Origin of the sequence: Bradyrhizobium sp. SUTN9-2, from assembly GCF_003122645.1 — a bacterium.
Taxonomy (GTDB): domain Bacteria; phylum Pseudomonadota; class Alphaproteobacteria; order Rhizobiales; family Xanthobacteraceae; genus Bradyrhizobium; species Bradyrhizobium yuanmingense.
The window spans coordinates 3,478,983-3,499,338 of sequence record NZ_LAXE01000001.1; the positions used below are offsets into that span (position 1 = coordinate 3,478,983).

The 20,356-nt window shown below is 64.4% G+C and carries 21 protein-coding genes; 10 read left to right on the forward strand and 11 right to left on the reverse strand.

Going from position 1 to position 20,356, the window contains the following annotated elements:
- Positions 1–302: TCP-1/cpn60 chaperonin family protein (locus XF30_RS16010; RefSeq protein ID WP_283811141.1), on the reverse strand; the 302-nt coding region annotated here is incomplete at its 3' end.
- Between the two features lie 48 nt (positions 303–350).
- Entirely contained in the window at positions 351–665 is a 315-nt protein-coding gene (locus tag XF30_RS16015; protein WP_025037205.1) for a co-chaperone GroES, read from the reverse strand.
- Between the two features lie 379 nt (positions 666–1,044).
- Between XF30_RS16015 and XF30_RS16020 the strand changes: the two genes are divergently transcribed.
- Positions 1,045–1,332, forward strand: coding sequence for an usg protein (locus XF30_RS16020; protein WP_036015394.1), 288 nt, complete (start codon positions 1,045–1,047; stop codon positions 1,330–1,332).
- 123 nt (positions 1,333–1,455) lie between these two features.
- Here the strand turns inward: XF30_RS16020 and XF30_RS16025 are convergent, their stop codons facing one another.
- Entirely contained in the window at positions 1,456–3,585 is a 2,130-nt protein-coding gene (locus XF30_RS16025; protein ID WP_109143275.1) for an O-linked N-acetylglucosamine transferase, SPINDLY family protein, read from the reverse strand.
- 291 nt (positions 3,586–3,876) lie between these two features.
- Between XF30_RS16025 and XF30_RS16030 the strand changes: the two genes are divergently transcribed.
- Complete coding sequence (locus tag XF30_RS16030; protein ID WP_109143276.1) at positions 3,877–4,404, forward strand: cupin domain-containing protein; 528 nt, start codon at positions 3,877–3,879, stop codon at positions 4,402–4,404.
- A 151-nt stretch (positions 4,405–4,555) separates the two neighbouring features.
- On the forward strand, positions 4,556–5,755 hold the full coding sequence (locus XF30_RS16035) for a rhomboid family intramembrane serine protease (protein ID WP_244608960.1): 1,200 nt from the start codon (positions 4,556–4,558) through the stop codon (positions 5,753–5,755).
- 120 nt (positions 5,756–5,875) lie between these two features.
- Here XF30_RS16035 and XF30_RS16040 read toward each other — a convergent pair whose 3' ends face one another.
- The gene (locus XF30_RS16040; protein ID WP_109143277.1) at positions 5,876–7,126 is read right to left on the reverse strand and encodes a NupC/NupG family nucleoside CNT transporter; all 1,251 of its coding nucleotides are present in this window, start codon (positions 7,124–7,126) and stop codon (positions 5,876–5,878) included.
- Between the two features lie 160 nt (positions 7,127–7,286).
- On the opposite strand from XF30_RS16040, the gene XF30_RS16045 reads away from it, so the two are divergent.
- A complete protein-coding gene (locus XF30_RS16045; RefSeq protein WP_192893419.1) occupies positions 7,287–8,525 on the forward strand; it encodes an MFS transporter in 1,239 nt (412 codons plus the stop codon).
- Positions 8,526–8,765: 240 nt separating this feature from the next.
- Here XF30_RS16045 and XF30_RS16050 read toward each other — a convergent pair whose 3' ends face one another.
- From XF30_RS16050 to XF30_RS16075, 6 genes are all read right to left on the reverse strand, one after another.
- A complete protein-coding gene (locus XF30_RS16050; protein WP_057029541.1) occupies positions 8,766–9,524 on the reverse strand; it encodes an SDR family oxidoreductase in 759 nt (252 codons plus the stop codon).
- A 26-nt stretch (positions 9,525–9,550) separates the two neighbouring features.
- Complete coding sequence (locus XF30_RS16055; RefSeq protein WP_036015360.1) at positions 9,551–10,309, reverse strand: proteasome-type protease; 759 nt, start codon at positions 10,307–10,309, stop codon at positions 9,551–9,553.
- A 192-nt stretch (positions 10,310–10,501) separates the two neighbouring features.
- Positions 10,502–10,909 (reverse strand): carboxymuconolactone decarboxylase family protein, encoded by a 408-nt coding sequence (locus tag XF30_RS16060; protein ID WP_109143279.1) that lies wholly within the window; start codon positions 10,907–10,909, stop codon positions 10,502–10,504.
- 66 nt (positions 10,910–10,975) lie between these two features.
- Positions 10,976–11,824 (reverse strand): transglutaminase family protein, encoded by an 849-nt coding sequence (locus tag XF30_RS16065; protein ID WP_036015358.1) that lies wholly within the window; start codon positions 11,822–11,824, stop codon positions 10,976–10,978.
- A 197-nt stretch (positions 11,825–12,021) separates the two neighbouring features.
- Positions 12,022–12,966 (reverse strand): alpha-E domain-containing protein, encoded by a 945-nt coding sequence (locus XF30_RS16070; RefSeq protein WP_036015356.1) that lies wholly within the window; start codon positions 12,964–12,966, stop codon positions 12,022–12,024.
- Positions 12,967–12,970: 4 nt separating this feature from the next.
- Positions 12,971–14,389: a circularly permuted type 2 ATP-grasp protein gene (locus XF30_RS16075; protein WP_036029797.1), complete on the reverse strand. Its 1,419-nt coding sequence runs from the start codon at positions 14,387–14,389 to the stop codon at positions 12,971–12,973.
- A gap of 278 nt (positions 14,390–14,667) precedes the next feature.
- On the opposite strand from XF30_RS16075, the gene XF30_RS16080 reads away from it, so the two are divergent.
- The 3 genes from XF30_RS16080 to XF30_RS16090 are packed head-to-tail and all read left to right on the forward strand — an operon-like array spanning position 14,668 to position 16,654.
- On the forward strand, positions 14,668–15,405 hold the full coding sequence (locus tag XF30_RS16080) for a competence/damage-inducible protein A (RefSeq protein ID WP_036046217.1): 738 nt from the start codon (positions 14,668–14,670) through the stop codon (positions 15,403–15,405).
- A gap of 35 nt (positions 15,406–15,440) precedes the next feature.
- Complete coding sequence (gpt, locus tag XF30_RS16085; protein ID WP_036015348.1) at positions 15,441–15,968, forward strand: xanthine phosphoribosyltransferase; 528 nt, start codon at positions 15,441–15,443, stop codon at positions 15,966–15,968.
- A gap of 23 nt (positions 15,969–15,991) precedes the next feature.
- Positions 15,992–16,654 (forward strand): hypothetical protein, encoded by a 663-nt coding sequence (locus XF30_RS16090; RefSeq protein WP_109143280.1) that lies wholly within the window; start codon positions 15,992–15,994, stop codon positions 16,652–16,654.
- A gap of 120 nt (positions 16,655–16,774) precedes the next feature.
- On the opposite strand, the gene XF30_RS16095 is transcribed toward XF30_RS16090, so the two are convergent.
- Positions 16,775–17,797 (reverse strand): methionine synthase, encoded by a 1,023-nt coding sequence (locus tag XF30_RS16095; protein WP_109143281.1) that lies wholly within the window; start codon positions 17,795–17,797, stop codon positions 16,775–16,777.
- Between the two features lie 118 nt (positions 17,798–17,915).
- On the opposite strand from XF30_RS16095, the gene XF30_RS16100 reads away from it, so the two are divergent.
- The 3 genes from XF30_RS16100 (at position 17,916) to XF30_RS16110 (ending at position 20,329) form a co-directional block, all read left to right on the forward strand.
- On the forward strand, positions 17,916–18,617 hold the full coding sequence (locus tag XF30_RS16100; RefSeq protein WP_109143282.1) for a glutathione S-transferase N-terminal domain-containing protein: 702 nt from the start codon (positions 17,916–17,918) through the stop codon (positions 18,615–18,617).
- Positions 18,618–18,743: 126 nt separating this feature from the next.
- Entirely contained in the window at positions 18,744–19,352 is a 609-nt protein-coding gene (locus XF30_RS16105; RefSeq protein ID WP_109143283.1) for a 2-hydroxychromene-2-carboxylate isomerase, read from the forward strand.
- Entirely contained in the window at positions 19,352–20,329 is a 978-nt protein-coding gene (locus tag XF30_RS16110; RefSeq protein WP_109143284.1) for an NADPH:quinone oxidoreductase family protein, read from the forward strand. Before XF30_RS16105 ends, XF30_RS16110 begins: the two co-directional genes overlap by 1 nt.
- Positions 20,330–20,356: the final 27 nt, after the last annotated feature.

Sequence of the window (20,356 nt, forward strand, 5' to 3'; positions counted from 1 at the left end):
TTCACGATCGCCTGGGCGAGCACGGTGGCGGTGGTGGTGCCGTCGCCGGCCGCGTCAGCGGACTTGGAGGCGACTTCGCGCACCATCTGCGCGCCCATGTTCTCGAACTTGTCGTCGAGCTCGATCTCCTTGGCGACGGTGACGCCGTCCTTGGTGATGCGGGGAGCGCCGAACGACTTGTCGAGCACAACGTTGCGGCCCTTCGGACCGAGCGTGACCTTCACCGCATTGGCGAGAACGTCGACGCCGCGCAGCATCTTGTCGCGCGCTTCAACCGAGAATTTGACTTCTTTGGCTGCCATCTGGAGTTTTCCTTAGGTGAGTTTGACTGGAGGGGAGGAGAGGGGCTCTTAAGCCGCCTTCTTCTTGGACTCGCTGACTTCGAGAACGCCCATCACGTCGCTCTCCTTCATGATCAGCAGGTCCTGGCCGTCGATCTTGACCTCGGTGCCGGACCACTTGCCGAACAGCACGCGGTCGCCGACCTTCAGGTCGATCGGGATCAGCTTGCCAGCTTCGTCGCGGCCACCGGGACCAACGGCGACGACTTCGCCCTGGGAGGGCTTTTCCTTGGCAGTGTCGGGAATGATGATGCCGCCAGCGGTCTTCTCTTCTGCGTCGATGCGCTTGACCACGACGCGGTCGTGAAGCGGACGGAATTTCATGCAGTCCTCCTAAGCAATTGCACGTGTTGAGGATTTGGAGATTGTTAGCAGTCGTTGCCCGTGAGTGCTAGCACGGGCGAGCCTGAAATAGGACAGGAATTTTGCGGGAGCAAGGGTTTGTAGCAGAAAAATTAGCAGCCGAAAGCGCGGACTGCCAGAAACCCCTCGCCATCGTTAACCGGGCAGCCGTGACCGTATTAGCACGGAGTCGTCTCTGCTGCTAAAGCATTGAATTTCAACAGCTTGTTAAACTTTTGGGCTTGAGATGAGTTGTCAGTTTGCGTCACATTTCTCTCATGTGAGCGCATCGTTTCCGGGTGGCTCCCCGGGGCACGGACCAAGCCACTCGCCGAATGCGCTCCTGCAAAGGAGGTTTGGCATGGGACTGCGCGTTGGGGGCGTTTCCGAGGAATTCCGGAAACAGATGCTGGGCTACGGGCTGACGACGGCACAAATTCTCTATCGGATGCCGGATCATCCCTCGCTGCTCCAGACCTATGTCTGGCAGAACTACGACATGTTTCCGAAATTCCCCGCGCTGACCGATTTCCTGGCGTTCTGGCAGGAGAAGCTCGACGGTCCCCTCCATTCGGTGACGGTGGCCCATTCCAAGCTGATCAAGCCGGCCGAGCTCCGCGCCGTTGACGGCGTGTTCCGCCTGCATTGAGCAGAGCGCCGGACTCGTAGGGTGGGCAAAGGCGCGCTCTTCGCGCGCCGTGCCCACCGTCTGTTTCCGATTGAGAGAAGTCGTGGGCACGCTGCGCTTTGCCCACCCTACGAGATCACGCAATCAGACGCCGCCGCTGCAATAACGCGTCCACATCGCGCGATAGGCCGCGTCCACCGCGCGTGCATATGAGAGGGGGTTGCCCGCGGCCGCGGCGTTGATCGTTGCGGGCAACCCGCGGCGCAACTTGTCGAGCTCGCCGATCTCGGCCGCGCGGCTGGCCGCGATCTCGACATAGGCCTCCTCGCTGTCGGCGACCCAGTCCGGCAGGCCAAGTGCGGTGAGGATGGCGCCGGCAGCGCGGCCGGGCAGGCTGTTGCCGAGCTTCGCCACCACGGGCACACCCATCTGCAGGGCTTCCCATGTGCTGACGCCGCCGTTCTGCGGAAACGGATCGAGAGCAATATCGATGCGATTGAACGATGCCAGATGCTCGTCCCGCAAGGTGGCCCCGAGCAGATCGACGCGTTCGGCCGGCAATCGGCAAGCCGCAAATCGCGCCAGCAGCTCGTCGCGGACCAGCTGGTCGTCGAGCGCCACGTCCTTGATCAACAGTCGCGAGCCCGGCACCCGTTCGAGGATCCTGGACCAGACTGCCGCGGCCTCGTCCGAGATCTTGCTGATGCGGTTGAAGACACCGAAGGTGACGAAGCCGTTCGAGAGCGCCGGCGTCTTGCCCTGCGCAATCCCGGCCGGCAGCGGCGCCAGCGTCACGAAGCACGGCAGGTCGACCACCGTCTCTGCAAACAGATGCCGAACGTCGTGCGGAATCCCGACCGGATCCGAGAACAGATAGTCGATTGTCGGCAACCCGGTGCCGGTGCCATGGCCCCAGCCGTGCGCCTGGATCGGTGCCGGCTTGCGCGCAAATATGCCGAGGCGGTTTCCTCTGGTATGGCCGGACAGATCGATCAGGATATCGATGCGATCGGCGCGAATCTGGGCGGCGAGGCGATCGTCGCTCCATTGCGAGGCGTCACGCCAGCGATCGGCGATGCCTTGAAATTCGCGTGTCGTCGCGTCCTCCTTCGCCGAGCACGAGTAGCACACGATCTCGAACTGGGCGCGGTCATGGTGTTGCAGGACGGGCTTGAAGATGAACGCAGCCGAATGCGCGTTGAAGTCCGACGAGACGTAGCCAAGCACCAGGCGGCGATCCGGATCGCGGCCGTTGTCATGCGGTGCCGCCGCTTCTGAAGCGATTCTCGCGCCGATCCGCTCCCACCATACGCGTCGCGCCTGCTGATGCCGCTCGACGCTGGCGTCCGGCACAAAATCGAGCGTGAAGATCTTGCTCGAGATCGCGCTCTCGAGATCGGGCCTGATATCGAGGGCTCTGTCGAAACTGGCGAGGGCTTCGTCGACCCGGCCTAGTCCGGCAAGACAAAGGCCCAGCACCAGATGAGCCTGATCGGAATCGGGCGCGATCGCGAGCGCCTTCTCGCAATCGGATAGTGCCTGGGCCACCTGCCGGGTCTGAAGCAAGACATTGGCGCGCCAAAGCCATCCGTTCACGTCGTCAGGGGCGAGGGCGATTGCCCGGTTGCAATCCGCCATGGCCTCGTCGAATCGCTGCAGCTCCCGGAGTGCCACGGCGCGGTTCGCCAGCGCCGCCGCATAGTCGGGCTTGATCGCGAGCGCGCGGTTCAGGCTTGCAAGAGCCTTGTCGTAGTTGCGCAGACGGCAGAGCGTGGAGCCGCGGCCGTTGTGGGCTTCGGCGAGGTTTGCGTCGACGGCGAGCGCCCGATCGTAGCTGTCGAGCGCTTCCTGGTAGCGATCCAGGGCCGCGCTCGCGTTCCCGAGATTGGAGAGAGCGAGGGCGTAGTTGGGCCGCAAGGCGAGCGCCTTGCGATAGCTCTCGCGGGCATCAGCGTGACGTTTCAGCCCGTTCAGCGCGACGCCCAGGCTCATATGGGCTTCGGCCGATCGCGGATCGATGACAACCGCCCGGCTCAGCAGGCTCTCGGCCTGCTGATAATTCCCGGCATCGGACTCCAACGCGCCGAGCATATGCAGCGCGATGAATTGATTGGGCGCGATCTGCAAGAGCTGGCGATAGGCAGCCTTGGCCCCGGGCAAGCGTCCCTTCTTGTGCAACTCGAGCGCTTGCCCGAGCAAGGGCAGCACGTCGGCCTTTTGCCGCTTCTGAAGCCGGGCATTTTGAAATGCACGCTTACCGACATTGCTGCCCATGAATCAATTCCCCCGGATGTCCCGGGCGAGACTAGTTCAGCGCGAGAACGAAGACGAGACGACCCCAGCCCGACGCGCCAGCTTGGGGCAAGCTACGATCCGATACGGTGATCGCGTGATTGGCCTCAGCCTCTTACCCTCCAGGGGAGGGTCCTGGAGGGGGAGGGTGACAGCGCGGATGCGGCACTACTCAACACGACCAGCTCTGCGATTGCTGCCTCGCCCACGACTGGATAAGCTGACCTTCAAGCCATACCGCGCGACGGCGGCTCAGAAACAGGGAGGCAGACAATGGCCAAGCAAAAGGCATCGAGGCCCGCATTGAAGACCGCGGTGAAGAAGCGGAGTGGCGCCAAGGCGGCGACGCGATCCTCGGCACGCAAGGCCGTGAAGGCGAAGGCGCGCACTGCCGCTGCGAAAAAGCCCGCACGTCCGAAGCAGCGCATCGCCGTCAGCCATCACCGCGAGGAAGACTTCAAGGCCGACGGCCTGCGCGCCTACGCGAAGTATCGCGATCTCGGCATCGGCGAGGCGACCCATGGCCTCGCGCAGGCGCATGTGATCCGCCTGCAAGGTCCCTGCAACCCGGCCGAGGTGTCCAAGCTCCACTATCACGACGTCGAATTCCAGATGGTCTACGTGCTCAAGGGCTGGGTGAAGACCTATATGGACGGGCAGGGCGAGACCTTGATGCAGCAAGGCAGCGCCTGGACCCAGCCGCCGAAGATCAGACACATGATCCTGGACTATTCGGACGACGTGGAGCTGCTGGAGGTGATCCTCCCCGCTGAGTTCAAGACGGTGGAGCTGAAGGCGTAAGCGCAACTCTCGATCGCTAAAATGCGGTCGATCCGAGAAACCGGGCGGTCAGCAATCGGGATGATTTCGGCCGCCCCGCAAGCCTGGTGCTAACCAGTCGAAAATACCTCTCGCGTCAACTAAAGGCTGTGTCAATGCGGGAAATGCTTTCATGGCGACCAACACTTTTGGCCGACGCGGCACCGTAGCGCCAGCTCCAAGAGCATCGTTTCAAGCCGCCGCCGCGCCGATCGCCATAGAGAAGCCCTCTTCCAGCGAGGAGACGCTTTTTGCCGACAACAAGCTTCTGGCCGACATCCCCTTCCTCACCATCGGCCTGATCTTCGGTCTGCTCCTGATCTTCGTTCTGCAGCGTAGTCTCGCCATCGACATCGCGCGGGACGGCGACATTGATGTGCGCTCGCTGATCGCTCAGGGGGCGTCCGGCTACGATCTCGTCGTCGGGAGGGGAGAGTGGTGGCGAATCGGCCTTGCGCCGCTTCTGCATGGCAGCGGGTGGCACCTCGTGAGCAACTGCGTGGCGCTGTTCATCGTCGGCGTCAGGCTGGAGTCGCTGATCGGCCGCGGCTGGTTTGCTTTGATCTTCGTTGCCAGTGCATTGGCCGGAGAGGCCGGCTCGCTGCTGGGCAACGGTCCCGGCACGGTCGGCGTCGGTGCGTCCGGCGCCATCACCGGGCTGATCGCCGCGCTGTTCGTGGCGAGCTTCGATCCCGAAGCGGACGCCGATCAGACCATATCGAGGCTGAAGACGTCGCTGTTCTTCGGTGTTCCCGCACTGCTGCCAATGGCCTTTGGCGCTTCCGGCAACGTCAACTATTACGCCCACGCAGGCGGTGCGGTGGCCGGCGCCGCGCTCGCCGTCACGCCGTGGCTCGCCTTCTGGTCCTATGACAGCCTGCCGCGGAGCGCGAGCATGACCTTGCTGGCAGGATCCATCGGATCTCTCATCTGCGCCGGCTTCGCCGCCGCGCATTATTCGGCCTACATGGCCGATGCCGCGCACTATATCCGCGCCTCTGAAGTGCCGATGAAGGGCGACGAGATGGCCAGCCGGTCGCTCGATCTCGTTAGCCGCTACCCGAAAGACGCGCGGGCTCACGTCTACCGTGCTGTCTTCTTCCTGGAACAAGCGGATATCAATGCCGCCGAGAGGGAAGCGCAAACCGCCATGTCGCTCGCAGCTTCGGACGTGGCGGGTGGGCCGGTGCGCTCCGGGGCGCAGGGCTTGATGGCGGTGTTGCTGTGGGTGCAGGGGCGAACCAGCGAGGCGAAGGCGATGGCGGCCGAGCCGTGCCGCGCCAAGATGCCTGAGGTGCGTCGCATCCTGCAGAAGTCGAAATTGTGCGGTTGAGGCAAAGATTCTCGCCGCCGTCATTGCGAGGAGCTCTTGCGACGAAGCAATCCAGACTGTCTCCGCGGACGCATGTCTGGATTGCTTCGCTTCGCTCGCAATGACGCGTGGAAAGAGAGCCTACGCCAACACCCCCACCACCGCTCCCATCAGGCACGTCGTGAGCGTCCCCGACACGATCGACTTCAGCCCCAGCGCATTGATCTCCTCGCGCCGCTCCTGCGCCATCACCCCTAAGCCGCCGATCATGATGCCGAGGCTGGCGAAATTGGCGAAGCCGCACATTGCATAGAGCATGATCAGGCGCGAGCGCGGATCGAGCGTATCGGGCGGCAGCTTCGAGAAGTCGACATAGGCGATCAATTCGTTCAGCACGGTCTTGGTGCCCATCAGGCTGCCGGCAGTGATCGCCTGATCCCACGGCAGCCCCATCAGCCAGCACACTGGCGCCATGACGAGGCCGAGCAGCCGCTGCAGCGAGATCGCGGCCCCGCCGACGTGCGGGAGCAGGCCGAGGATTGCGTTGACGAGATAGACCAGCGCCACCAGCACCAGCAGCATCGCGACGATGTTGATCAGCAGCTCGATGCCCGCGCTGGTGCCTTTCACGATCGCGTCCATCGTGCTGGCGACCTCCATTTGCGGATCCTCCAGCGCGCCGCCGGTGCGCTTGTCGGAGGCTTCAGGGACCATGATCAGGCTGATCAGGATCGCCGCCGGCGCGCCGAGCACCGAGGCGATGACAAAATGTGCGGCGGCGTCGGGAATGAGCGGCGCCAGCAGCGTCGCATAGAGCACCAGCACGGTGCCGGCGATGCCCGCCATGCCGCCGGTCATGACCAGGAACAATTCGCTGCGCGTCATCTGTGCCAGATACGGCCGCACGAACAGCGGCGCCTCGACCATGCCGAGGAAGATGTTGGCGGCCGTCGAAAGCCCGACCGCGCCGCCGACGCCGAGGCTGCGCTCCAAGAGCCAGGCCATGCCGCGGACGATCGGCGGCAGCACGCGCCAATAGAACAACAGCGTCGTGAGCACGCTCATGACCAGCACGATCGGCAGTGCCTGGAACGCCAGGATGAAGTCCGCGCCTGGCGCCTTCAGGTCGAAGGGCAGGGGTCCGCCGCCGATATAGCCGAACACGAAGGCGGAGCCGGCCCGCGAGGCCGCCGAGATCGCGCCGACCGCCTCGTTGATGGCGCCGAAGGCATGGGCGACGACCGGCAGCTTCAGCAGCACGAGGGCGGTGACGAAGGTCGCGGCAAGGCCGATCGCCGCCTGGCGCAGCGACACCGCGCGACGATTTTCCGCCAGCGCGAAGGCGATCAGCAGCAATGCGAAAATGCCGAGTGCAGATTGCAGGCGCAGCATGATGTCTCAAGCCCCTCGATGATTATGGCCGCCCATGCGTTGCAAAGGCAATGCCGGGAGCAGCCGGGAACGACCAGTGTTGACAAGCGGGGCCACCTCGGCCACCCCGGGGGCCTTCGATATCGAGGGAAAGAGCGGTCCGAGCGTGACCGAAGAGGCGATGCCAGAGCAGCCAATATCCGGACATCGACCGGTCACCGCCGGTGAGCTCCTCCGCCATCCCGCTTTCCTGTTCTTCCTGCTCTCGCGCAGCCTGTCGCGCTTCTCCAGCCAGATCGCGGCCGTCGCGATCGGCTGGCAGATCTACGATCTCACCGGCTCGGCGTTCGACCTCGGGATGGTTGGTCTCGTCCAGTTCCTGCCCACCGCGCTTCTGGTGTTCGTCGCCGGCCACGTCGCCGATCGCTACGAGCGCAAGCGCGTCGTCCAGCTCTGCCAGCTGGTGGAGGCCGCGACCGCGCTCTATCTCGGGGCCATCACCTATCTCGGCGCGGTCAGCGAAGTGCAGATCTTCATCGCGACTTTCCTGCTCGGAATCGCCGGCGCGTTCGAGAGCCCGACCACGGCGGCGCTGCTGCCGCTGATCGCGCCGCAGGGCTCGCTCCAGCGCGCCACTGCCGTCTCCAGTGGGGCGGCGCAGGTCGCGACCATCACGGGACCTGCGCTCGGCGGCATCGCCTATGCGGTCGCCCCGCACCTTGCCTATGCCGTGATGGTCCTGTTCTGGGTCTTGGGGATGATCTTGACCGGCTTCATCCGGCCGCGCCCGCAGGCGATCGCGAGGGAGGGGATGGACTCGGACAACATCTTCGCCGGCGTCCGCTTCATTCGCAGCAACCCGGCGATCCTCGGGACCATCTCGCTCGATTTGTTCGCCGTGCTGTTCGGCGGCGTCACGGCGCTGCTGCCGATCTATGCCCGCGACATCCTCCAGACCGGCCCGGTCGGGTTAGGCGTGCTGCGCGCCGCGCCTGCGGTCGGTGCCTTGCTGATGACCATGGTGCTGGCGCGCCACGCGATCTCCCGGCATGTGGGCCTCCGCATGTTCCAGGCCGTGATCGTGTTCGGCCTCGCCACCATCGTGTTCGCGCTGTCGTCCTGGATGTGGCTGTCGGTGCTGTCGCTTGCAATCCTCGGTGCGGCCGACACGATCAGCGTCGTGATCCGCTTCTCGCTGGTGCAGCTGTCGACGCCCGATGAGATGCGCGGCCGCGTCGGCGCGGTGAACTTCCTGTTCATCAACGCCTCGAACCAGCTCGGCCAGTTCGAGAGTGGAGTGGCAGCCGCGCTGCTCGGCGCCATGCCCGCCGCTGTGCTCGGCGGCGTCGCCACCGTCGCAGTGGCGCTGCTCTGGATGAAGCTGTTTCCAGCCCTGCGCAAGGTGGAGAGCCTGGAGTAGGCCCTCCGCTCTCTCAACGTCATTGCGAGGAGCTCGCGACAAAATTGCGTAGCAATTTTGCGCTGATGCGACGAAGCAATCCAGAATCTCACCGCGGCGGCAGCCTGGATTGCTTCGCTGCGCTCGCAATGACGATTGTTGAGATGGCGTGGGGACTTAACTCGCGTCACGCCCGCAGCCCGGCAGCAGCAGGCGCCTCTTGACGCCTACTGTGCATGGGGTTGTTTTCGCGCTTTTTGTTCAGCCCCGCCCGACGAACGGCATCTTGGTCGCCATCACCGTCATGGTCAGCACGTTGGCATCGAGCGGCAGGCTGGCCATGTAGGCCACGGCATCGCCGACTGCTTTCGCGTCCATGCGCGGCTCGTGCTTGGTGGTGCCGTCGGGCTGCAGCACGCCGGGGCCGTTGACCATGCGGTCGGTCATCGGGGTTGCGGCATTGCCGATGTCGACCTGGCCGACGGCGATGTCGTACATGCGGCCGTCGAGATTGCTGGCCTTGGTGAGGCCGGTGATGGCGTGCTTGGTCGAGGTGTAGGCCGCCGAGAATGGCCGCGGCGCGTGCGCCGAGATCGAGCCGTTGTTGATGATGCGGCCGCCGCGCGGGGTCTGATCCTTCATGATGCGGAAGGCGTGCTGGGTGCACAGGAACGGGCCGGTGAGGTTGGTGTTCACCACGGCCTGCCATTGCTCGAGGCTGAGATCCTCGAAGTTGACGGCCGGCGCGCCCATGCCGGCATTGTTGAAGAGCACGTCGAGCCGGCCGTAAGTCGCCTTCACCTTGTCGAACAGCGCGGCGATGGAGTCCGGCTTGGTCATGTCGGCGGTGACGCAGAGGCTTTTTCCCGCGGGACCGAGCTTTGCCGTCTCCTCGAGCATGTCGAGCCGGCGGCCTGTGAGCACCACGGTGAAGCCGGTGTTCATCAGCGCCAGCGACGCCGCGCGGCCGACGCCGGTGCCGGCGCCCGTCACCAATGCGATCTTTTTCGCGTCACTCATCGTTTCCTGCCTTTTCTCTTCTGCTGTCAGGTTTTGGGTTCTTTGTCGTTCTTGTAGGGCGGGCGCGGAATGTTCTGATGCGCCGCGCGCAAGGCCGCCGACCAGCGCGAGCGCAGGTCGTGGAAATAGGGCTCGCCTGCCTCGATGCGGTGGTTGAGATCGGCCTCGCAGGCATCGTTGCGCACCACCAGCACGTCGATCGGCAGGCCGACGCCGAGGTTTGAGCGCATCGTCGAATCCATCGAGATCAGGCCCGTCTTCAGCGCCTCGTAGAGCTCGACGTCGTAATGCATGGCACGGTCGAGCACCGGCTTGCCGTATTTGTGCTCGCCGATCTGCAGGTACGGCGTGTCGGTGGTGCACTCGATGAAATTGCCAGCGGTGTAGACCATGAACAGGCGCATCCGCGCGCCCTTGATCTGGCCGCCGAACAGGAAGGAGACGTCGAAGGACACGTCCTCGGATTTCAGCGCCGGCCCTTCGGTGGCATGCACCGCCCGGATCGCCCGGCCGATGCGCTGGGCGGCCTGGAACATGGTCGGCGCGTTCATCAGCGTCTCGATCTCGCCCGTATTGGGATCTTCGAGGCCCTCGGTCAGCGTCGACAGCACCGACTGGCTGATGGCGAGGTTGCCGGCACTGGCGATCGCCATGATGCGCTCGCCGGGCTTGGAGAAGATGTGCAGCTTGCGGAAGGTTGAGACATTGTCGAGGCCGGCATTGGTGCGGGTATCGGCGATCATCACCAGACCGTCCCGAACCAGGATTCCGCAGCAATAGGTCATTTCCAGTCCCCGAACGCGTTTGCGCGGAATTACTAGCCAATTTCAAGGGCCACTCCAACCCCCGATTAAGCCCGTCATTCCGGGGCGCGACGAAGTCGCGAGCCCGGAATCCATTCCTCCACCAACTCTGCGACCAGATGGATTCCGGGTTCGCGCTACGCGCGCCCCGGAATGACGGTGCGAGACGGCAAGCTAGTCAGCTGCGTCGACCAGAAACGCCTCATCAACCGGCACGCCGAGCGCCGTCACCAGCCGGTTGGTCTCCGCGGCCATGCCGACGATGGCGAGCAGCTCCCCATATTCGGCCTCACTCATGCCCTTGGCCCGTGCCGCGGCCGTGTGGGAGTGGATGCAATAGCTGCAGCCATGCGCGATCGACACCGCGACGTAGAGCATTTCCTTGACCTTGGGATCGAGCGCGCCGGGAGCCATCACCTCCTTGATGCTCTCCCAGGTCCGCCGCAGCGTCTTCGGATCGTGCGCCAGCGCGCGCCAGAAATTGTTGACGAAGTCCGATTTCCGCACTTTACGGATGTCGTCGAAAACGGCTCGCGCTTCAGCCGAGAGTTCATCATCCGAAAGTAGTTTCACAGTCGCCATGGCTACCTCGCGGGTCTGATCCGATCCCGCGATTGTAGCATGCCGAATGTGTTCGGCTGGCGGCTCCTAGCTCTGCCGCTGGGATTGCGATTGCGACTGCCCGCCGCGGCCGGCCTGTTCGACCTTCACCGCCACCGTCAGCGTTTCCGTGCCGCCGCCGTAGCGCGTGCCGCGCACCGGGGCCGCGCCGAGATAGTCAAGCCCGATCGCGAGGCGGACATGCGCGTCGGTAGCGCAGATGCTGTTGGCGGGATCGAAGCCGACCCAGCCGAGATCGGGCACGTAGGCCTCTGCCCAGGCATGGCCGGCGTCCTGGTGCACGGTGTCGTCCGCACGCAGGAAATGTCCGGAGACGAAGCGCGCCGGCACGCCGCCGGCGCGGGCGCAGGCGATGAAGATGTGCGCGTAGTCCTGGCAGACCCCGCGCTTGAGCGTGAACGCCTCCGCTGCGGACGTGCCGCTGTTGGTGGGGTCCTCGTCGAACGTCATGTGATCGGTCACCTGCGTCATCAGCGTGTGCAGGAAGCCCAGCGTGTCGCTCTCGGCCTCGCTGCGCAACTGCCGCGCGACCGCCGTCATCGCCGGATTGACCGAGGTGAGGTCGGTGACGCGCAGGAACATGCCGGGGGGAAAGCGCTCATCGCTGCCACGCAGCACGCCGCCGGTGTCGTGGGTCTCGATCAGCCCTTCGGCAATGATCTGGATGTCGCCGACGGGCCCGCAGGACAGCACGTGGGTGACGTTGCCGAACGCGTCCTCATGCATGTCGAGCTTGGTGTCGGTGGAGACGTCGATCTGCCATTCCGCGACGTATTGCCCGTCATGACTGCCCGGCGTCATGCGCAGGATCTGGATCACGCTGGTGGCCGGCGGCTCGTAGCGATAGGTCGTGGTGTGCTGGATTCGCAGGCGCATGGTGGACCGTGTCGTTTGTTGTAAGGCGTGACTGCCGTCGCAAAGAAGCTCGTCATGCCCGGGCTTGTCCCGGGGCATCCACGTTCTTCCTCGTCGCGCAAAAGCAAGAACGTGGATGGCCGGGACATCTAGCGCGAAGACGCGCTTCGCGCTCTTGCCCGGCCATGACAATATCCCCTGTCGTCAGTCGAGCGACATTAGATCAAATACTGCTTCGTGATGATTTCGCCCAGCCTGGAATTGTCCGCGATGAATTCCTGAATGAATTCATGCACGCCATGCTGGAAAATGTCGTTCATGTTGCTGTGTTCCAGCCGGTTGCGGATGCCGCGGGCGTGGCGCTGGGCCGGGCCCTGGCGGCCATAGGCGACGCCGATCTGGTCGAGGTTGCGCACGAGGTTGCCGTAGCAGCTGGCGAGCGAGCGCGGCAGCGTGTCGTTGAGGATCAACAGGTCCGCGATCAGCCAGGGCTTCAGCGTCTCGCGATAGACCCAGTGATAAGCCGTCAGCGCCGAGACCGAGCGCAGGATCGAGCTCCACTGGTAGAAGTCGAGCGGCCCGCCGACATGCTCCTCCTCGGGCAGCAGCACGTGATACTTCACGTCGAGGATGCGCGCGGTGTTGTCGGCGCGCTCCAGGTGCACGCCCATGCGCGAGAACCAATAGGCGTCGTTGCGCAGCATGGTCCGATAGGCCGAGCCGTCGAAGCGCAGCGAGGTCTCCTGCACGAAGCGCAGGAATTTTGCGAGGTCCTCGCGCGTCGAGGTGCCCTTGCTCCACACCGCCTGAAGCTCGATCCAGGCCGAGTTGATGGTGTCCCACATCTCGCTGGTGAGGGCCGTGCGCACCGAGCGTGAGTTCAGCCGCGCCGCTTCGATACAGTTTCGGATCGAGGACGGGTTGTTCTGGGAGAACGAGAGATACTCGACGACGTTGTGCTCGTTGGCTTCCTCATAGGCCTGATAGAAGCTCGCGGCGACCCCGGCCGTGAGCAGCGCCGAATCCCATTCATTGGTCTTGCCGATATAGGCGGCGGGAAGCGCGGTGACGCGCAGCGTCGCATCGATGGTGCGCGCGAGATATTCGGCCCGTTCGACGTAGCGGGCGAGCCAGTAGAGGTTTTCGGCGGTACGCGACAGCATCTCTCTACTCGTCCAGAATCCAGGTGTCCTTGGTGCCGCCGCCCTGGCTCGAGTTCACCACCAGGGAGCCTTCCTTGAGCGCGACGCGGGTGAGCCCGCCCGGCACGATGGTCGTGCTCTTGCTGCCCGTGAGCACGAAGGGGCGAAGATCGACGTGACGTGGAGCGAGGCCCGACGCCGTGCAGGTCGGGCAGGTCGAGAGCGCCAGGGTCGGCTGGGCGATGAAACCTTCCGGCTCGCGCTTGAGCTTGTCGCGGAACGCTTCGATCGTCGCCTTGGTCGCGGCGGGGCCGATCAGCATGCCGTAGCCGCCGGAGCCGTGCACTTCCTTGACGACGAGCTCACTTAGATTGTCCAGCACATAAGCGAGGTCCTTCGGCTCGCGGCAGCGCCAGGTCGGCACGTTCTTTAGGATCGGCTCCTCGCCGAGATAGAATTTCACGATGTCGGGCATGTAGGAGTAGATCGCCTTGTCGTCGGCGATGCCGGTGCCGACGGCGTTGGCGAGCGTGATGTTACCGGCCGCGTAGGCCGACATCAGTCCGGGCACGCCGAGCACCGAATCGGGACGGAAGGTGAGGGGATCGAGGAAGTCGTCGTCGACGCGCCGATAGATCACGTCGACCCGCTTCAGCCCTTCCGTCGTCCGCATGAACACTTCGTTGTTCTTGACGATGAGGTCGCGGCCTTCGACCAGCTCGATGCCGAGCTTGTCGGCGAGGAAGGAGTGCTCGTAATAGGCCGAATTGTAGACGCCCGGGGTGAGCAGCGCCACCGTCGGCTCGCCGGAGGCGCTTTGCGGCGCGACCGAGCGGAGCGCTGCGAGCAGCTCGTCCGGATAGCGCTCGACCGGCGCCACCCGGTGGCGGGCGAACAGATCCGGAAACAGCCGCATCATGATCTCGCGGTTTTCCAGCATGTAGGACACGCCCGACGGCGTGCGGGCGTTGTCCTCCAGCACGATGAAGTCCTCGGCGTCGACCCGGACGATGTCGATGCCGGCGATGTGCACGTAGACATCGTGCGGCACCTGCTGGCCGTTCATCTCGGGCCGGAACACCGGGTTCTGGAAGATCAGATCGTCGGGCACGATGTCGGCGCGGAGGATGTCGCGGCCGTGATAGATGTCGCGCAGGAACATGTTGAGCGCGCGCACGCGTTGCTTCAGGCCCTTCTCCAGCCGCGCCCATTCCTTGCCGGACATGATCCGCGGAATCACGTCGAAGGGAATTAGGCGCTCGGTGGACTCGGAATCGCCGTAGACCGCGAAGGTGATGCCGATCCGGCGAAACAGCAGCTCAGCTTCCTGGCGGCGATATTCGAGCGCCTCGGGAGGCGTCTCCTTGAGCCAGCGCGCCAGCTCCTGATAGGCGGGGCGGAGGTCCCCGCCGGGAATGTTCATTTCGTCAAACGCGACTGCCATAGATCCCGACTTGTCTCCCCAGGCGTTGCGCCATGCGCCAGTTCGCGTCGGCCTTGATGAGACCGCAACGTCCTGTGGCCATGCGTCAACAGTGCATGACTTTCATGTGGTAGCAAGGGCCGGGCCAGCGCGATAAGCATGGAGAGGGGGCATTTGCCGGCGACGGCCGGCGGCGTGCCTGAAAAAATGGCTGAAGACTGCTTATTTCAGAAGCAAAACCGCGTGACTTCAACGCGTTACCTCGGCAAAGTCGGCGTCACAGGTGAGGGACTTAAGGCATGAGCGAGATCGTCACGGCGGGCATTCTGGTCATCGGAGACGAAATCCTGTCCGGCCGGACCAAGGACAAGAATATCGGCTTCATCGCCGAATACCTGACCAATATCGGCATCGACCTGAAGGAGGTCCGCATCGTCTCCGACGACGAGCCGGATATCATCGCTGCACTGGATGCATTGCGGCATCGCTACACCTACGTCTTCACCACCGGCGGCATCGGGCCGACTCATGACGACATCACCGCTGATGCCGTGGCCAAGGCGTTCGGCGTCGGTATCGACCATCACCCGGAGGTCGTCGCCCGCTTCCGCGAGCGCTGGAGCGAGCAGGACCTCAACGAGGCCCGACTACGCATGGCCCGCATCCCCGACGGCGCCGAGCTGATCCAGAGCGCGACCATCCTCGCCCCCGGCTTCAAGATCGGCAACGTCATCGTCATGGCCGGCGTGCCCTCGATCATGCAGGCGATGATGGACATCGTCTCGCCCAAGCTGAAGTCGGGCGTGCGCATGCTGTCGGACTCCGTCCGTGCCAATGCGCGCGAGGGCGACATCGGCGGGCCGCTGCGGGCGATCGCTGCCGCCCATCCCGACACCATCATCGGCAGCTATCCCTTCATGGACGAGGAGCAGAAGCCCAACACCAATCTGGTGGTGCGCTCGCGCGATCCCGAGAAGCTCGCGGCGGCAATGGCCGCGGTGAAGGAAATGCTGGCGGGATTGAACGTCAACCGCTAGCAGGAATTGCCGGACGAGATTGCAGGAGACAGGCGATGGCTGGTGAAGCACCGGAACTGAGTGCGCAGGAGCGGGCGGGCAAGGCCTTCCCCGTCTCGTGGGACCAGTTCCACCGGGATTGCCGGGCGCTGACCTGGCGGCTCAACGAGGTCGGTCCGTTCCATGCGGTGATTGCGATCACCCGCGGCGGCCTGGTGCCCGCCGCGATCGTGGCGCGCGAGTTAGGGGTGCGCGTCATCGATACGGTCTGCGTCGCCAGCTACGACCACAACAAGCAGGGCGAGCTCCAGGTGCTCAAGGGCATTTCCGAGGCGACCATGACGCTCGGCGGCGGCACCGGCAAGGGCCTGTTGATCGTCGATGACCTCGTCGATACCGGCAAGACCGGCAGGATGGTGCGCGAGATGCTGCCCGATGCGCATTTCGCCACCGTCTACGCCAAGCCGATGGGACGCCCGCTGGTCGACACTTTCATCACCGAGGTCTCGCAGGACACCTGGATCTTCTTCCCCTGGGACACCGCGCTGTCCTACCACCCGCCACTGCGCGACGGCGCGGCGTGAGCAGAGCAAATGGCGAGTAGCGAATGGCGAGTAGCACCGTCCCCACTCGCCATTCCCCATTCGCCACTCGCCCTCTCCAAAACCGCGTCACGCCCACCGGCGACATCATCGCCACGCCGCACCGCGGCCTGTTCACCGGCAATCGCGGCATCATCCACGATCCCGCGACGAAGACGCTATTGAAGAAGCGCTGGTCGACGCCGGCCTGGATCACATGCCTGTGCGAATTCCGCGGCTGGCGGCGGCCGGTGATGGCGCGGCGGAGCTGGACCGAGCTGTTCTTCCTCGACGAGGCCACGGCCTTCGCGGCAGGGCACCGCCCTTGCTTCTTCTGCCGCCGCGACGATGCCAACCGTTTTCGCGCGGCGTGGGAGAAGGGCAATGGTGCGAGCGGCATCAGAGCCAGGGCGATGGATGCCGTTTTGCATCGCGAGCGTCTCGATCGCGGTCGCAAGCGATTGCACCCGCTCCCGATGCCGCTGGCGGACCTGCCCGACGGCGCGATGGTGCAGCAGGGCGAAGACAGCTTTCTGGTGATGCAGGGACGGGCGCTGCTGTGGTCGCCGGCGGGCTACGCGTCGCATGCACCCGTGGTCGATCAAGCGATGTTGTTGACGCCGCCTTCGACGCTGCGCGCCATCATGGCTGGCTATCGGCCCGTGCTGCATCCGACGGCGTCCGCCTGAAGCACCGACGTCCTGGAGCATGATCCGGAAAAGTGCGTAGCGGCTTTCCGAAAAGATCATGCTCAAACAATAACCTAAAGCGCGAAGACGATTCATCCTAATCGCATCGCGCTTTAGGGATTACCCCAGCCTCTCGCGCGCCAGCGCCGCGCCGGCGCCGAGCGCCATCAGCTTGGCTTCGGCGATCTCGCGCCGCATCGGCGCCATGCCGCAATTGGTGGTGGCGATGATGTTGCTCTTCGGCACGAATTGCGACACCGCCTCGATCACCTTCACGACGTCCTCGGCCGTCTCCACCGTATCGCTGGCGACGTCGATGACACCGGCCTGCACAATCTTGTTCTTGAGCAGCGCGAGCAGGTCGAGCGGCACCTTGGAATTGCGGCACTCGATTGCGACCTGCTGGATCGGGCTTGCGTCGATGGCCGGAAAGATCTGCTCGTATTGCCGCCATTGGCTGCCGAGCGTCTCCTTCCAGTCCGTATTGGCCTTGATGCCGTAGCCGTAGCAGATGTGCACGGCGGTGGCGCAGGCGAGGCCCTGTGCGGCGCGCTCCAGCGCCTTGATGCCCCAATCGTTGACCTCGTCCATGTAGACGTTGAAGGCGGGCTCGTCGAATTGCACGAGATCGACGCCGTCGGCCTGCAAGGCCCTGGCTTCCTCGTTCAAGAGCTCGGCGAAGGCAAAGGCCATCTTGACCCGGTCGCCATAGTAGCGGTCGGCAATGGTGTCGATGATGGTCATCGGGCCGGGCAGGGTGAATTTCAGCTGCTTCCTGGTGTGCGTGCGCGCGACGCGCGCCTCGAAGGCATGGACGCGATCCTTCAGCCGCAGCGGCGCGACCACCTGCGGCACCATCGCCTTGTAGCGATCTTTCCGGATGCCCATCTCGACCTTGTGGGCGAAATCGATGCCCTCGATCTTCTCCAGGAAACCGTGCACGAAGTGCTGCCGGGCCTGCTCGCCTTCGGTGACGATGTCGATGCCGGCGTCCTCCTGGAGCTTCAGCCAGATCAGCGTCGCATCGCGCTTGGCGCGGAGCAACTCGTCGCCTTCGGACTTCCAGGGCGCCCAGAGCATGTTCGGCTCGGCGAGCCATTCCGGCTTCGGCAAGGAGCCGGCGATCGTGGTTGGAAACAGCATGGCGGCCCTCCCGGCAGATTGTTGCGCCCCTTCCTGCCATGTCCTAACGTCGAGGTACAGAACAACAAAAGTCGTCATTGGCTGGCGGCAGCGATAGGGACGGCGCAAGGGAAGGCCCATGATCGACCTCTATTACGCGCCGACGCCGAACGGCTGGAAAATCTCGATCATGCTGGAGGAGCTCGGGCTTCCCTATCGGGTGATCCCCGTGAATATCCGCGCCGGCGAGCAGTTCAATCCTGAGTTCCTGGCGATCTCTCCGAACAACCGCATTCCCGCGATCGTCGACCACGCGCCCGCTGATGGCGGCGCGCCGTTCTCGGCGTTCGAGACCGGCGCGATCCTGATCTATCTCGCGGAGAAGACCGGCCGCTTCCTGCCCGCCGATTGGCGCGGCCGCTCCAGCACGATCCAATGGGTGATGTGGCAGATGGCGGGCCTCGGGCCGATGCTCGGTCAGCACGGCCATTTCGCGCTCTATGCGGCCGAGAAGATCCCTTACGCAATCGAGCGCTATCGCGACGAGGCGGCGCGGCTCTACGGCGTGCTCGATCGCCAATTGGCCAGGACCGGCGCCTATGTCGCCGGCGACTATTCCATCGCCGACATCGCCTGCTTCCCCTGGACCATGACCCACAAGGCGCAGGGTTTTACGCTCGACGACTATCCCAATGTGAAACGCTGGTATGCCGAGGTCCGGGCAAGGCCGCAGGTGCAGGCGGGGCTTGCGATCGGAAAATTCGTGAAAGAGCCGTTCGACGAGGAATCACGCAAGATCATGTTCGGGCAACGGGCTAAGGAAGTGCTGGGAAGGAAGTGACTCGTCATTCCGGGACGCGCGAAGCGCGAACCCGGAATCCATCAGGCAGCGTACCGAGAGGCGAAATGGATTCCGGGCTCGCGCCAAAGGGGGCGCGCCCCGGAATGACAGCAAAAAGGAACCCCCATGATCGAATTCTTCTTCGACTGCTCCAGCCCCTGGACCTATCTCGCCTTCCACAACATCCAACCCCTCGCCAAGGAGTTCGGAGCCGACATCACCTGGCGGCCGATCCTGGTCGGCGGCATCTTCAATTCGGTCAATCCGAGCGTCTACGCGCAGCGCGAGAAGCCGGTGCCGCTGAAGGCGCGCTACATGAAGAAGGACCTCGCCGACTGGGCACGTTCGGCGGGTCTTGCCATCAAGATGCCACCGACGGTGTTCCCGGTGAACAGCGTCAAGGTGATGCGCGGCTGCCTCTGGCTCGGTCAGGACATGGTGCCGTTCGCGACATCAGTGTTCGAGGCCTATTGGGGCGAGGACAAGGACATCTCGCAGGACGCGGTGCTCGCGGAGATCTGCAGGAAGGTCGGCATCGACGAGCAAAAGTTCTTCGCCGGCATTGCCGAGCAGGGCATCAAGGACCAGCTCAAGGCCAATACCGAGGAGGTCATCGCACGCGGCGGCTTCGGCTCGCCGACGATCTTCGTGAACAAGACCGACATCTATTTCGGCAATGACCGCCTGCCGCTGATCCGCGAAGCGCTTCAGCGCAGCAAGGCGAGCGCGGCCTGATGGTGCGCGCCGTCGTCTGCCGCGAGCTCGGCGCGCCCGAGCGTTTGCTGCTGGAGGAGTTTCCGCCCCGCGCGCTGAAGCCGGGCGAAGTGCGCGTCGCCATCCGCGCCGCCGGGCTGAACTTTCCCGACGTGCTGATGGCCGCCGGCGAATACCAGCTCAAGCCGGAGCTGCCGTTCACGCCGGGCATGGAAGCGGCCGGCGACGTCACCGAGGTGGCATCGGAGGCAAGCGGCGTTGCCGTCGGCGACAAGGTCATCGTGAAGATGCGCTTTGGTGCCTTCACGGATGAAGCGGTGGTCACGCCGTCGCAGCTCACTCCCATGCCGTCCACCTTCGACTATGCGGAGGCTGCCACCTATCTCGCCGGCCACGGCACGGCCTATCATGCGTTGATCGATCGCGGCCGGGTCACGCCCGGCGAGGTGCTGCTGGTCCACGGCGCCGGCGGCGGCGTCGGCCTTGCCGCCGTCGAGATCGGCAAGATGCTGGGCGCGACCGTGATCGCGACCGCCTCCAGCGACGAGAAGCTCAGAATCGCGAAATCGCGCGGCGCCGATCATCTCATCCGCTACGACCGCGAGCCGTTTCGCGAAGCCGTCAAGCGCATCACCGAGGGGCGCGGCGCCGACGTCGTGTTCGACCCCGTCGGTGGCCAGGTCTTCGAAGATTCGATGCGCTGCATCGCCTGGGGCGCGCGGCTCTTGGTGATCGGCTTCACCGGCGGCATCGGCTCGGCCAAGACCAATCTCCTGCTGATCAAGGGCGCCAGCGTGCTCGGCGTACGCGCCGGCGAAGCGGTGCGGAAGAATCCTGCGCTCGGCGAGGTCCGCCTGAAGACGCTTTTGCAATGGGCGGAGGAGGGCAAGCTGCGCCCCAACGTCTCGCACCGCCTGCCGCTTAAGGACTACGCGAAGGCGATGCGGCTGCTGATCGACCGCAAGGCGATCGGACGCGTGGCGCTGGTGATGCAGTGACGGTGCCGTAGGGTGGATTAGCCGAAG